The organism is Bosea beijingensis, from assembly GCF_030758975.1.
GTDB classification, from domain to species: Bacteria; Pseudomonadota; Alphaproteobacteria; order Rhizobiales; family Beijerinckiaceae; genus Allobosea; species Allobosea beijingensis.
Genome location: NZ_CP132359.1, coordinates 2,347,999 through 2,361,653, shown reverse-complemented (window position 1 = coordinate 2,361,653; position 13,655 = coordinate 2,347,999). Strand labels below are relative to the sequence as shown.

The window sequence follows — 13,655 nt, the reverse complement described above, 5'->3', positions numbered from 1 at the left end:
GGCCGATCAGCCCGCCTGATCGATCGGCTTCTTCTTGAGAGCGTAAGCGACGATGCAGACGAAGGCCGCGCCGAGCACCGCCGCCGAATAGAACGGCACCTTCGCGGGCAGGAGACCGGCCGGGTTCGTCTCGGAGACCGGCACGGTCTGCACCCAGCTCGGCATGTTCACCTGGAGCCATTGCATAATCGCCATGTCGCTGAGCAGCATCTCGCCGGCAATCCAGCCGAGCAGCGCCGCGCCGAGCCAGATCAGGATCGGGAAGCGCTCGAGAACCGACGAGAGCATGCGCGCGCCGAAGATGATCAGGGGGATCGTCAGCAGCAGGCCGAACACGAAAAGCTGGAAATGGCCACGCGACGCGGCTGCGATCGCGAGCACGTTGTCGAGGCTCATCACCGCGTCGGCGATGGCGATGGTGCGCACCGCCTTCCAGAGATTGTCGCTGGCAGCGACATCACCATGGGCCTCTTCCTCGCCTTTGGCGAGCTTGATGGCGATCCAGAACAGGAGGAGCGCGCCGACAACCTTCAGGAACGGGACGTTCAGGAGGTAGCTGACAACCACCGCGAAGATGATGCGCAGGCCCACCGCCGCCCCGGCGCCAAGCCAGATGCCAACTTTGCGCTGCTTCTCCGGCAGCGAACGCACGGCGAGCGCGATCACGACCGCGTTGTCGCCCGAAAGCAGCAGGTCGATCCAGATGATCTGGAGCAGCGAGGTCCAGAAGACGGGGGATGCGAAATCCATCGGTCAGGGTATCCCTTTGCAGTTTGTCAGTGGGCCGGGTCAGGCCGGCGCGATTTGATGAGGTAGCCGAGGCCGAGCACGAGCAACGCGCCCAGGATCGCAGCCGGGTATTCCAGCTTGTGCAGCAGTTGCTCGCCGAAGCGGGCGATCAGCCAGGGATCGCTCTCGAACATCTCGCCGGCGACCCAACCCAGCAAGCCGGCGCCGGCCCAGACCAGGATCGGGAAGCGCGTCAGCAGGCTGGTGATCAGCGAGGCGCCAAGCACGATCAGCGGGATCGAGATGACGAGGCCGGCGACCAGCAAGGGAATCGAATCCTTGGCGACGGCGGCGATCGCCAGCACATTGTCGAGGCTCATGACGATGTCGGCGATCGCGACCGTCTGCACCGCCTTCCAGAGCTTGCTGCTCGCCGTGATCGAATCCTCGTCCTGGCCTTCCTCCTCGACGATCAGCTTGACCGCGATCCAGATCAGCAGGCCGGCGCCGATGATGCGCAGGAACGGCGTGTTGAGCAGCGAGGCGATCAGCACCGTGAAGACCACGCGCAGCACGACCGCGACGCCGGCGCCGAGCGCGATGCCCTTGGTCCGCTGCGCCGGCGCGAGTGCGCGGCAGGCGAGCGCGATGACGACGGCGTTGTCGCCCGAGAGCACGATGTTCAGCAGGATGATCTCGGCCAGCTTGCCCCAGACCAGCGGGTCGACAATGGAAACCGACGACAAATCCATGATCTTCAAATCCTCGCGGCCAAATTCCGGCTCAAAGCGCCTGCTCGACCGCCTTGCCGGCGGCTTCGGTGCCGAGCGAACCACCGAGATCGCGGGTGCGGGTGCGGGCATCGCCCAGAGCGCGCTCGATCGCCGCCTCAATGCCCTTGGCCGCCTCGTGCTCGCCGAGATGGTCCAGCATCATCGCGCCCGACCAGATCATGCCGACCGGATTGGCGATGCCCTGCCCGGCGATATCGGGCGCGGAGCCGTGGACCGGCTCGAACAGCGAGGGGTGGTCGCCGGTCGGGTTGATGTTGCCGGAGGGCGCGATGCCGATCGTGCCGGTGCAGGCCGGGCCGAGATCGGAGAGGATGTCGCCGAACAGGTTGGAGGCGACGACCACATCGAAGCGATCCGGATTGAGCACGAAATGCGCGGTCAGGATGTCGATATGATACTGGTCGACGGCGACGTCCGGATAGTTCTTCGCCATCTCCTTCACCCGCTCGTCCCAGTAGGGCATGGTGATCGAGATGCCGTTGGACTTGGTGGCCGAGGTCAGCTTCTTGCGCGGGCGACGCTGCGCCAGTTCGAAGGCGTATTTCAGCACGCGGTCGACGCCGACGCGGCTCATCACCGTCTCCTGGATGACGATCTCGCGCTCGGTGCCGGCATACATGCGCCCGCCGACCGAGGAATACTCGCCCTCGGTGTTCTCGCGCACGACGAAGAAGTCGATATCGCCGGGCTTGCGGTTGGCGAGCGGGCCGGGCACGCCCGGCATCAGCCGCACGGGGCGCAGGTTGACGTATTGGTCGAACTCACGCCGGAACAGAAGGAGCGAGCCCCAAAGCGAGATATGGTCCGGCACCTGGGCGGGCATGCCGACGGCGCCGAAATAGATCGCGTCATGGCCGCCGATCTTCTCCTTCCAGTCGTCCGGCAGCATCTTGCCGTGCTTGGCGTAGTAGTCGCAGGAGGAGAAATCGAACTGGTCGAGGCGCAGTTCAAAGCCGTATTTCTTCGAGGCGGCATCGAGCACGCGCAGGCCTTCGGGCATGACCTCCTTGCCGATGCCGTCACCGGCGATCACGGCGATGCGGTAAACGCGGTTGGTGCCGGTCATGCGGTTTCTCCGAAGAAGGCCCTGAATTCCGCGGCGACGAGATCGGGGACCTCCTCCGCCAGATAATGTCCGCCCGGCAGAGCCCGGCCGCGCACATCCTGCGCACGCTCGCGCCACAAGGCCAGAGGGTCGAAGCATTTTCCGATGACGCCGCGCTCGCCCCAGAGCGCCAATAGCGGGCAGGCGAGCTTGCGGCCGCCATCCGCATCGTCATGAGCGATGTCGATCGTCGCGGCAGCGCGATAATCCTCGCAGCTCGCATGGATCATCGCGGGATCGCGGAAGCAGCGCAGATATTCGGCGAGCGCCTCCGGCTCGAACAGCCGCATGTCCGAGGCGCGCCGGCTCGTCCAGTAGAACTCCGGATCGCTCCCGATCATGCGCTCCGGCATCGGCGCCGGCTGGACCAGGAAGAACCAGTGCCAGTAGGCACGGGCGAAGGCATCGGTCGTGTCGCGATACATCTCGCGCGTCGGCGCGATGTCGAGGGTGGCGAGCTTCAGGATGCGCTCGCCATGGTCGAGTGCCATGCGATGTGCGACGCGGGCGCCGCGATCATGCGAACCGACGAAGAAGCGTGCATGCCCGAGCGCGCTCATGACCTCCGCCATATCCTGCGCCATGGCGCGCTTCGCATAGGGCGCGTGCTCGGCGTCGCTCGGCGGCTTGTCGGAATCGCCGTAGCCGCGCAGATCCGGGCAGATCAGGGTGAAGTGCGGCGCGAGCAGCGGCGCGATCCGGCGCCACATCACATGGGTCTGCGGATAGCCGTGGAGCAGGAGCAGAGGCGGCCCCTCCCCCCCGATCCGGACGCGAATCCGCGGACCCGACGTCTGGACGTCGAGCAGGCGAAAACCGGGGAACAGATTGTCCGTGATGGGACGTTCGGTGAGGGTCATCAGATCGCGGAGATGCAGGAATGCGCCAGCGCATACCCCGAAAGCGCCGGGATTTCGCGCATGGATTATTACATAATGTCGATCAATGGTGGGAAGCGACTTCTGGCTGGCGAGTGCGCACGAGCCCGCCCGCCATGCTCGCCCTTGTGGCGAGCATCCACGCCTCGAACACCGTCTTCGATCAAGGAAGACTTGGATGGTCGGGACAAGCCCGACCATGACGACATAGCGCTATCAGCCGCGCAGCGTCGCGCCGTAGCGCTTGCCGATCTCGGCGACGATCTTGCTGCCGACGGCCTCGATCTCGACCTCGGTCAGCGTCTTCTCGGTCGGCTGCAGCGTGATCGCCAAAGCCACCGACTTCTTGCCGGCCTCGACGCCCGCGCCCTCGTAGAGATCGAAGACGCCGACATTGGCGATCAGCGCACGATCGGCGCCCTGAGCCGTCTTGACCATGTCGCCGGCCGCCACCGCCTTGTCGACGATGAAAGCGAAATCGCGCGTCACCGGCTGGAAATCGGAGAGCGCAAGCTTCGGCTTGACCTTGGTCGGCTTGGCCTTGGGCAGCGGCAGCCCGTCGAGATGGATCTCGAAGGCGACCAGCGGCCCCTTGACGTCGAGCGCCTTGAGGATCTTGGGATGGACCTCGCCGAAGGCGCCGATCACGCCCTTGGGGCCGAACTGGAGCGTGGCCGAACGGCCGGGATGCGCCCAGGCCGGTCCGCCAGCGACGATCTGGAGACCACCGGTCGGGATGCCCAGCCCCGAGAGCAGGCCAAGCACATCCGCCTTGGCGTCGAAAAGGTCGACGGGCTTGGCGCCGCCATCCCAGTGACGGCCGGTACCGTCGAGACGGGCGGTGCCACGGCGCAGGCCAGTCGCGGCGATGAGCTGGCCTTCCGGCTCGTCGCTCTTGAAGACCTGCCCGACCTCGAACAGCGCCACATCCGGGAAGCCGCGATCGGCATTGCTCTGCGCGGCGCGGATCAGGCCCGGCAGCAGCGAGGGCCGCATGTCGGAGAGATCGGCCGCGATCGGATTGGCGAGCGCCAGCTTGGGCGAGCCGCCGCCGAAGAGCTTGGCTTGATCATGCGAGATGAAGGACCAGGTCACGGCCTCGACGAGGCCGCGCGCCGCGAGCGTGCGCTTGGCGGTGCGGGTGCGCTTCTGCAGCACGGTCAAGACCGGCTTGACGACCTCGCCCTTGATGCGTGGCAGCGGCGTCGAGGCGACGCGGTCGAGACCGGCGATGCGCACGATCTCCTCGACGAGATCGGCCTTGCCGCCGACATCGGCGCGCCAGGACGGGACGGCAACCGTGACGCGTTCACCGGCACCCGAAACCTCGAAGCCGAGCGAGGTCAGAGCCGCCTGCATCTCGGCTTGCGGCAGTTCGAGCCCGGTCAGGCGCTTGACCTCGGACCATGGGAAGTCGATCGCTGCGGGGCTGGCGGGCAGCTCGCCGGCGAATTCCATCTCGGAGGCTTCGCCGCCGCAGAGCTCGATCACCATCGCGGTCGCGAGATCGAGGCCCGGCCGGGCGAAATCGGGATCGACGCCGCGCTCGAAACGATAGCGCGCATCCGAATTGATGCCGAGCGCGCGGCCCGAGCGGGCAATGTTCAAGGGGTCCCAGAGCGCGCTTTCGATCAGCACGTCGGTGGTGGTCTCGCTCGAGCCCGAGGCCTCGCCACCCATGATGCCGGCGAGGGACTCGACGCCGTGCTCGTCGGCGATCACGACCTGCTCGTCGGTCAGCGTGTAGGTCTTGCCGTCGAGCGCGAGGATCGCCTCGCCGGCCTTGGCGCGACGGACGGTGAGATTGCCCTTCACCTTGGCCGCGTCGAAGACGTGGAGCGGCCGGTTGCGGTCGAGCGTCATGAAATTGGTGATGTCGACCAAGGCATTGATCGGGCGCAAGCCCACTGCGCGCAAGCGCGCCTGCAGCCAGTCCGGCGACGGGCCGTTCTTGACGCCACGCACGAGCCGCAGCGCGAAGGCCGGGCAGAGCTTCTTGTCCTCACCGGCGAAATCGAGCGTAACCTTGACCGGGCACGGGAAGGAGCCCTGCACCGGCTGGATAGCCTTCGACTTCAGCGTGCCGAGGCCAGCGGCGGCGAGGTCGCGGGCGATGCCGGCGACGCCGAGCGCATCGGCGCGGTTCGGCGTCACCGCGATCTCGATGATGGCGTCATCGAGCCCGGCATAGGGAGCATAGGGCTGGCCGACGGGAGCGTCAGCCGGCAGTTCGATGATGCCGTCATGATCGTCGGACAATTCCAGCTCGGCTTCCGAGACCAGCATGCCGTTCGATTCGATGCCGCGGATCACACCCTTGCCGAGCGTGACCTTCTTGCCGGGGATGTAGCTGCCCGGCGGCGAGAACACGCCCTTCATGCCGGTGCGGGCATTGGGCGCGCCGCAGACGACCTGCACGGGCTCGCCAGCGCCGGTGTCGACCATGCAGACGCGCAGACGGTCGGCGTTCGGATGCTGCTTCGCCTCGATGACATAGGCGATGGTGAAGGCCTGGAGCGCGGCGGCGCGGTCCTCGATCGCCTCGACCTCCAGGCCGACGCGGGTCAGGGCATCCGTGATCTCCGCAACGGAGGCGTCGGTGTCGAGATGCTCTTTGAGCCAGGAGATCGTGAACTTCATGCGTCTACGTCCATCGGGGTGAGCACTTCCACCAGACGGAAGCGTTCGCAAAGCAAGGGCATGTCGGGGCTGAAGACACCGATGCGCCGGAAATAGGTTTCGTGGGCGTCCCGCCAGAAGGCCAGGGAGCGGTCACCCTCCCCTTCGTCGAAGGCGAAGGCCTCGTCAACTTCGTCGAAGCGACGGGGAATAAGTTCGAGCGTCTCGATGACGCAGACGGGCCGGCCGGTGCCGTCGAGCACGATCCAGAGCTCGTTGAGCTTGGGGCAATCGGGCGCGTCGAGCGTGTTCACCGTCGCGATCTTGCGACCGCTGACGACCAGCGCCGCGAGTTCGGTCGCGAGCTCCGGACTGTCACCGAAGGAAAAGCTCGGGCAATCGCGATAGCGCTCGGGAACGGATGCGAGGAGGTCAGCGGCCATCGCGCCCCGCCTGTGCCGGTGCAGCCGGCACCGCCTCGTTGAGCTTGTTGGCACCGTCGGTGCGGATTTTCATGGCGTTGCCGCGCCAACTCACCTCGCCGCCGACGAAGGCATAGGCCCAGATGCCGGGGAAGGCGATGTCGCGCGCCAGCATCGCGAAGGGCGTACGCCAGTTCAGGAACCAGCCGACGCTCGCCGACAGCAGGATATCGCCGGCATACCAGACGAGCAGCACGAGGAGCGGCGCAAGCCAGGCCGGCAAACCAAGCGCGGAAGCACCGAAGGAGGCCAGCACGGCGGCAAGGAAAGGCGTGGAGAGGATCTCCAGCGCGAAAAAGGGCAGGAAGGTCACGCGCCGCAGGCGCGCCCAGCGGAACTGGCGCTGCACGACGTCTCTCAGTCGGCGCCGGCCAAGCGGCTGCTCGAAGGGCTGGCCGACGAGATGGACCTGGCGGCCGGTATTGCGCACCAGTTTGGTCGAGGCCGCATCCTCGGCAATCTCGACGCCGAGCGCGGCGATGCCGCCATTGGCGTCGAGGAAGGGCTTGTTCCAGAGCATCGACTTGCCCTGCGCGAAGCCGAGGCCCAGCGCCTCGCCGACATATTGCCAACGCGCCTGGAAGGCGTTGAGGAAGGCGCATTCGACTTCGGCGCCAATGCACAGCGGCCGGGAGCCGGCCGGCGTCGAGCAGACGAGCCCGGTGGTCGGCTGCCAGGCGGCCAGCATACGCTGGATATAGTCCCTAGGCATCAGCACGTTGGAATCGGCGAGGATGACCCAGTCGGTCTCTGCCGCCTCCCAGCCGCGCACGCAGTTGTTGAGCTTGGGATTGGCGCTGACCGGCACGTCGCCTACGATCAGGCGGGCCTTCCCGGAGCCGTAGATGCCGATCAGTTCCTCGATCAATGGGATGATCGGATCATGCGCGTCGGCGACGCAGAAGATCGTGCTGTAGCGGGGATAGTCGAGCTCCAGCCCCGAGACCGCCGTCTCGCGACTGAAGGCCTCGATGCCGCGCACCGGGCGGACGATGGTGACAGCAGGCAACTCTTCGAGCAGGGCAGAGCGCTGGAGGGGCCGGCGCAGCCGCCAGAGCGCGATGGCCTGGCTCGCCAGGTTCATCGCGACCAGCAGCACGGCGATCGTCGCCGCCCAGCCCGCAGGCGTCATCGCGCCCTCCCCTGACCGGCCTGCGCCGTCATGAGGAGAGGCCGCCCGTCAGCGTCGGCAGGTCGAGCGGGCGGAAGCCGTAATGGGCGAGCCAGCGCACATCCGCCTCGAAGAAGGGGCGCAGGTCCGGCATGCCGTATTTCAACATGGCGATGCGGTCGATGCCCATGCCCCAGGCGAAGCCTTGATAGACCTCCGGGTCGAGCCCGCAATTACGCAGCACGTTCGGGTGGACCATGCCGCAGCCGAGGATCTCCAGCCAGTCGTCGCCCTCGCCGAAGCGGATCTCGCCGCCCTTCCGCGAGCACTGGATGTCGACCTCCATCGAAGGCTCGGTGAAGGGGAAGAAGGACGGGCGAAAGCGCATCTTCACGTCGTCGATCTCGAAGAAGGACTTGCAAAACTCTTCGAGAATCCACTTGAGATGGCCGAGATTGGCCGACTTGTCGATGACGAGCCCCTCGACCTGATGGAACATCGGGGTGTGGGTCTGGTCGGAATCGTTGCGATAGGTCCGGCCCGGGCAGACCACGCGGATCGGCGGCTTCTGGGCCAGCATGGTACGGACCTGGACCGGCGAGGTATGGGTGCGCAGGAGCTTTCGCTCGCCGTTCTCGTCAGGCGCGAAGAAGAAGGTGTCGTGCATCTCGCGGGCGGGATGGCCGACCGGGAAGTTCAGCTTGGTGAAGTTGAGATCGTCGGTCTCGACATCCGGCCCTTCGGCGATGGCGAAGCCCATGTCGCCGAAGATCGCGGTGATCTCGTCGATGACCTGGCTAATCGGGTGGATGCGGCCCCGCGCCTCCGGGCCGTCCTGCACCGGCAGCGAGATATCGACGCGCTCGGAGGCAAGCCGGGCTTCGAGAGCGGCCTCGCCCAAAGCTTCCTTACGGGCCGCGATGGCGCCCTGGACGCGATCGCGCAGGCCGTTGATCTGGGGGCCCTTCTCCTTGCGCTCGTCCGGCGTCATGCCGCCGAGCGTCTTGAGCAGCGCCGAGATCGAGCCGGACTTGCCGAGGGCGCCGATGCGCACATCCTCGACGGCGGTTTCATCGGCGGCAGAATCGATCGCGGCGAGGACGTCGCGTTCCAGGGTGGCGATATCGGTCATGAATTCAGTCGCAAGCGTTTGAAGGCGTGGGAACGGGCGCGTTCTAGCGGGAACGGCCGGGTTATGCCAGAGCGAAGCGACGACTTGGGGAGACAGCTTTGACCGACAACACCCGCCAGAAGGATTCGCCATCCTATCGGCTGGCCGCCCTCGATCCCGATTTCATCCTCGGCGATTCGACCCGCGGCGTCCGCTTCATGCTGGAATACCAGAAGGCGGAGGACAGCCTGAGGGCGCGCGGCGTCGTCTCGACCGTCGTCGTCTTCGGCTCGGCGCGGGTGCGCGAGGGCAATCCCTGGTACGAGGCCGCCCGCGCCTTCGGCCGCATCGCCTCGGAGCGCGGCGGCGCGCTGCGTGACGGCGAGGCCGGGCGTTATCACGTCATCGCCACGGGCGGCGGGCCGGGCATCATGGAAGCCGCCAATCGCGGCGCGACGGAAGCGGGCGCGATCTCGATCGGCTTCAACATCACCCTGCCGCACGAGCAGGAGCCGAATGCCTGGTCGACGCCGGACCTGACCTTCCTGTTCCACTATTTCGCGATGCGGAAGATGCATCTGGCGATGCGGGCGGCTGCGCTCGTCGTCTTCCCCGGCGGCTTCGGCACGCTCGACGAATTGTTCGAGATCATGACGCTGGTCCAGACCGGTAAGATGGCGCCGGTGCCGATCGTGCTCTACGATTCCAGCTACTGGAAAGGCCTGCTCAATCTCGACCAGATGGCCGCCGCCGGCTTCATCCGGCCGGACGACCTCAAGCTGTTCAGCTATGTGGATTCGCCGGAGGAAGCCTATGACCGGATCGTCGAAGGCGCCGGCGAAGGCTGGAACCCACCGAAGAACGGCAGCGTTCAGGCCTAAGCGACAAAGAAAAAGGCCGGCGTCCCCGCCGGCCTTTTCCAATTCAGCACTGCAAGGCTGCTCAGGCAGTGGTTGTTACGCAGCCTTGGCCTCGGCGCCCAGCACGCCCTTGACCGTCTCGACAACCGCAGCGAACGAGGCTGCATCGTCGATGGCCATGGCCGACAGGGTCTTGCGGTCCAGCTCGATGCCCGACTTGATCAGGCCGCCGATGAAGACCGAATAGGTCAGGCCGTGCTCGCGCACCGCAGCGTTGAGACGCTGGATCCAGAGCGCGCGGAACGAGCGCTTCTTGTTCTTGCGGTCGCGATAGGCGTACTGCATCGAGCGATCGACGGCCGCCTTGGCGGCGCGGATCGTATTCTTGCGGCGGCCATAGAAGCCCTTGGCGGCCTTGAACGTCTTCTTGTGCTTGGCGTGGGCGGTAACGCCCCGTTTCACGCGAGCCATGTCATGATCTCCGGAATGTCAGGTGGCGTCAGCCGTTGGGGAGGAAGAACTTCTTCACGTTGGCAGCATCGCCCTCGAAGAGGGTCGTGGTGCCGCGGTGATTGCGGATCTGCTTGTTGGTCCGCTTGATCATCCCGTGACGCTTGCCGGCCTGGGCATAAAGCACCTTGCCGGTACCGGTGATCTTGAACCGCTTTTTGGCGGCCGATTTGGTCTTGATCTTGGGCATTTCAGCTCCTCAATGGTCGTGGCCTCGCGTCTTTTGAACGCGTTGCCAATGTCTTGCTTTCAGGAAGCAAAGCACGACCGCCACGGCAGCCCTTATCAGCCGGGCGATCGAAGGCCGGGCCTATCGCAGAAAATAGCCGCTATTGCAAGTGCGAAGCCGGCAATGCCCGGCAGGGCCGCCCGGAAAAGCAGCAGCCCTTCGTCTGTCTTCATCAAATGATTGTCACGTCCTAAGGTCAACAGGCGCGTTCCGCATCTGGAGAACATCCCCGTGAAGAAGCTTCTCACCCTCGCCGCAGGCCTGGTCCTGACGGCTGCCGCCTCGGCCCCTGCGCTCGCCCAGTCAACGCTCGACAAGATCAAGGCGCGCGGCCACATCATCTGCGGCGCCAGCGAGGGCGTTCCCGGCTTCTCGCTGCAGGACAAGAACGGTGTCTGGCAGGGCTTCGACACCGATGTCTGCCGTGCGCTGGCGGCAGCGATCTTCAACGATCCGACCAAGGCGACCTATCTCTCGCTGTCGAGCAAGAACCGCCTCGTCGCGCTGCAAGCCGGCGAGATCGACGTGCTCGCCCGCACCACGACATGGTCGCTCGGACGCGATATCGGCCAGGGCGTGGCCTTCACCACGGTCAACTATTATGACGGCCAGGGCTTCATCGTCCGCAAGAAGCTCGGCGTGAAGGGCGTCAAGGATCTGAACGGCGCCTCGGTCTGCGTCTCGCAGGGCACGACGACCGAGCTCAACCTCGCCGACTATGGCCGCACCAACAACATCAAGTTCGAGACCGTCGCCTTCGCGACGCTGGAGGACACGGTGCAGGCCTATGAGGCCGGGCGCTGCGACGCCTATACCACCGATCTCTCGGCGCTCGCCGGCACGCGCGGCCGGCTGAAGGACCCGGAAGAGCACATGCTGTTGCAGGAGGTCATCTCCAAGGAGCCGCTCGGCCCCTGGGTGCGCAAGAACGACCCGACCTGGTTCGACCTCGTCCGCTGGACCGTCATCGCCACGATCAATGCCGAAGAGCTCGGCGTGACCCAGGCCAATGTCGAGGAATTGGCCAAGTCCTCGCAGAACCCTGAGGTTCGCCGCATGCTCGGCACTGAGGGCAAGTTCGGCGAAGGCCTCGGCCTGACCAATGATTGGGTCGTCCGGATCATCAAGGCCGTGGGCAATTACGGCGAGAGCTTCGAGCGCCATTTCGGCGCGAAGACCACCAACCCGCTGCCGCGCGGCGTCAACAACCTCTGGACGAAGGGCGGCCTGCAATACGGCCCGCCGATCCGCTGAGGCGAGACAACGCCTGAAGCTGGGCCGCTTCCTTCGGGGAGCGGCCCTTTTCGTTATGCAGCTTCGCAGACCAGGGTTTCGGACCGCGCGCCGAGCAGGCGGTTGTATCCCGCGAGCACGACCAGCAGCGCAGCGACGCCCGCGCCAACCGAGATCCAGAACCCGCTATGGGCGCCGAAGACGTCGATCAGCACACCGGCGGCCGAAGCGCCGGCGGCCATGCCGATGCCGATGCCGGTGATGCCCCAGGTCATGCCCTCGGTGAGCTGGCGCGCCGGCACCAGCCGCTCGATCAGGCCCATGGCGATGATGATGGTCGGCGAGACCGCCGCACCCGCCATGAAGAAGACCAGCGCCAGCGAGGCAAGCCCCGTCACGGCCAGCAACGGCAAGGTCGTGGCGGCGGCCAGCGCGATTGCCGCAAGGAACTGCGTCGCGAGCGAGACCTTGAGCCTGAGCGTCCCGAAGACGAGGCCTACGATCAGCGAGCCCGCCGCATAGATGGCGAGGACGAAGCTCGCCGCCGCCTTCTGGCCCTGCGCCTCGGCGAAGGCGACGGCCGTGATCTCGGCCGTGCCGAAGATCGCACCGATCGCGATCATGGCGAGCACGACGACCTGGACGCCGCCGAGCCGGATGACCGAGATGTCGGCCTCGGCTGCGCGGACGCGGACCGGCGGTTCTGTCCGCCGCTGGGCGCAGAGCAAGGGCACGCCGACGACCAGGAAGATCAGGGCGGCCAACGGCCCGGCCTCGGGAAACAGGCTGACGCTCAGCCCGATCGCCACGATCGGCCCGACGATGAAGATGACCTCGTCGACCACCGATTCGAAGGCGAATGCGGTGCGCAGTTGCGGGGTGTCGCGGTAAAACTCGGTCCAGCGCGCCCTGACCATGGCACCGATGCTCGGCATCAGGCCGGCGAGCAGCGCGAAGACGAAGAGCAGCCAGCTCGGCGCACCCGTCCAGGTCGCGACCATAAGGCCGCCGAGCGCAACCGCCCCGGCCGCGGCGGCCGGCATCAGCACGCGGCGCTGGCCGTAGCGATCGACGAGGCGCGAGACCTGCGGCGTGATCAGTGCGCTGGCGAGCGCGAAGGTCGCAGCCACGGCGCCAGCGATCGCGTATTCCCCGCGCCGTTCGGACAGCATGGTGACGATGCCGAGGCCGACCATCGAGGCCGGCAGGCGGGCGATGAAGCCCGCGCCGGAAAAGGCGAAAGCGCCCGGCACCTGGAAGATTTCGCGATAGGGATTAGGCATGGCTCGAACCGTGATTGCGGACATACGCCGCGTATGTAAGTGATTGCGTAATTGCATACGCCTCGTATGTCAATTAACATACGAGGCGTATGTGATGGGGATATGATGGCCCGCAGACCTCGCGCCGACATGATCGCGGAAACCCGCGCCAGCCTGATCGCCGCTGCCCGCGAGGCGTTCGGCACGACGGGCTATGCGGCGGCCTCGATGGATGAGATGACGGCGGCAGCCGGCCTGACGCGCGGCGCGCTCTATCACCATTTCGGCGACAAAAAGGGGCTTTTCGCCGCCGTCATCGACCAGATCGACGCGGAAATGACCGTTAGGCTGCGCGCCGTCGCGGCAAGGGCCGAGAATCGCTGGACCGGCTTCCGCGACGAATGCGCCGCCTATCTCGCCATGGCACTTGAGCCGGAAATCCAGCGCATCATGCTGCGCGACGGCCCCGCCGTGCTCGGCGACCCGTGGAGCTGGCCGATCCAGAACGATTGCATCCGTATGATGACCCAGGGGCTGGACGAGCTCGTCGCCGAGGGCATGCTGGCGCCGCTCGATCCGGAGGCCGTGGCGCGCCTGATCTTCGGCGCGACCCAGCATGCGGCGCAGTGGATCGCGCATGCGCCCGACCCGGAAGGCGCCCTCAAGGCTGCGACCGACGCCTTCGATGCGATGCTAGATGGCTTGCTCAGCAAGCCGGCATGAAAAAGGGCG

Annotated in this window: 14 protein-coding genes; 3 read left to right on the top strand and 11 right to left on the bottom strand. The window is 66.2% G+C overall.

Annotation, left to right across the window (positions count from 1 at the left end):
• Window positions 1–6 precede the first annotated feature (6 nt).
• The 8 genes from Q9235_RS11390 to pheS form a co-directional block, all read right to left on the bottom strand.
• The gene (locus tag Q9235_RS11390; RefSeq protein ID WP_306227299.1) at window positions 7–750 is read right to left on the bottom strand and encodes a TerC family protein; all 744 of its coding nucleotides are present in this window, start codon (window positions 748–750) and stop codon (window positions 7–9) included.
• Between the two features lie 26 nt (window positions 751–776).
• Window positions 777–1,481, bottom strand: coding sequence for a TerC family protein (locus Q9235_RS11385; protein WP_306227298.1), 705 nt, complete (start codon window positions 1,479–1,481; stop codon window positions 777–779).
• A 31-nt stretch (window positions 1,482–1,512) separates the two neighbouring features.
• On the bottom strand, window positions 1,513–2,589 hold the full coding sequence (locus Q9235_RS11380) for a tartrate dehydrogenase (protein ID WP_306227296.1): 1,077 nt from the start codon (window positions 2,587–2,589) through the stop codon (window positions 1,513–1,515).
• The gene (locus tag Q9235_RS11375) at window positions 2,586–3,488 is read right to left on the bottom strand and encodes an alpha/beta fold hydrolase (protein ID WP_306227294.1); all 903 of its coding nucleotides are present in this window, start codon (window positions 3,486–3,488) and stop codon (window positions 2,586–2,588) included. The genes Q9235_RS11380 and Q9235_RS11375 overlap by 4 nt, the downstream gene beginning before the upstream one ends.
• Before the next feature lie 234 nt (window positions 3,489–3,722).
• Window positions 3,723–6,146, bottom strand: a complete 2,424-nt coding sequence (gene pheT / locus Q9235_RS11370) for a phenylalanine--tRNA ligase subunit beta (protein WP_306227293.1) — start codon at window positions 6,144–6,146, stop codon at window positions 3,723–3,725.
• Window positions 6,143–6,568 (bottom strand): ASCH domain-containing protein, encoded by a 426-nt coding sequence (locus Q9235_RS11365; protein ID WP_306227291.1) that lies wholly within the window; start codon window positions 6,566–6,568, stop codon window positions 6,143–6,145. Before Q9235_RS11365 ends, pheT begins: the two co-directional genes overlap by 4 nt.
• A complete protein-coding gene (locus Q9235_RS11360; RefSeq protein ID WP_306227290.1) occupies window positions 6,558–7,739 on the bottom strand; it encodes a ceramide glucosyltransferase in 1,182 nt (393 codons plus the stop codon). The genes Q9235_RS11365 and Q9235_RS11360 overlap by 11 nt, the downstream gene beginning before the upstream one ends.
• Before the next feature lie 28 nt (window positions 7,740–7,767).
• On the bottom strand, window positions 7,768–8,850 hold the full coding sequence (gene pheS, locus Q9235_RS11355) for a phenylalanine--tRNA ligase subunit alpha (protein WP_306227288.1): 1,083 nt from the start codon (window positions 8,848–8,850) through the stop codon (window positions 7,768–7,770).
• Between the two features lie 98 nt (window positions 8,851–8,948).
• Between pheS and Q9235_RS11350 the strand changes: the two genes are divergently transcribed.
• Window positions 8,949–9,710, top strand: a complete 762-nt coding sequence (locus tag Q9235_RS11350; RefSeq protein WP_306227287.1) for an LOG family protein — start codon at window positions 8,949–8,951, stop codon at window positions 9,708–9,710.
• 75 nt (window positions 9,711–9,785) lie between these two features.
• On the opposite strand, the gene rplT is transcribed toward Q9235_RS11350, so the two are convergent.
• Complete coding sequence (gene rplT, locus Q9235_RS11345) at window positions 9,786–10,160, bottom strand: 50S ribosomal protein L20 (protein ID WP_047575636.1); 375 nt, start codon at window positions 10,158–10,160, stop codon at window positions 9,786–9,788.
• A gap of 28 nt (window positions 10,161–10,188) precedes the next feature.
• Complete coding sequence (gene rpmI / locus Q9235_RS11340) at window positions 10,189–10,389, bottom strand: 50S ribosomal protein L35 (protein WP_047575639.1); 201 nt, start codon at window positions 10,387–10,389, stop codon at window positions 10,189–10,191.
• A 270-nt stretch (window positions 10,390–10,659) separates the two neighbouring features.
• Between rpmI and Q9235_RS11335 the strand changes: the two genes are divergently transcribed.
• Window positions 10,660–11,682, top strand: coding sequence for an amino acid ABC transporter substrate-binding protein (locus Q9235_RS11335; protein WP_306227284.1), 1,023 nt, complete (start codon window positions 10,660–10,662; stop codon window positions 11,680–11,682).
• 53 nt (window positions 11,683–11,735) lie between these two features.
• Here the strand turns inward: Q9235_RS11335 and Q9235_RS11330 are convergent, their stop codons facing one another.
• Complete coding sequence (locus Q9235_RS11330; RefSeq protein WP_306227282.1) at window positions 11,736–12,944, bottom strand: MFS transporter; 1,209 nt, start codon at window positions 12,942–12,944, stop codon at window positions 11,736–11,738.
• Window positions 12,945–13,049: 105 nt separating this feature from the next.
• Here Q9235_RS11330 and Q9235_RS11325 point away from each other — a divergent pair, with 105 nt between their 5' ends.
• Entirely contained in the window at window positions 13,050–13,646 is a 597-nt protein-coding gene (locus Q9235_RS11325) for a TetR/AcrR family transcriptional regulator (RefSeq protein ID WP_306228220.1), read from the top strand.
• Window positions 13,647–13,655 lie beyond the last annotated feature (9 nt).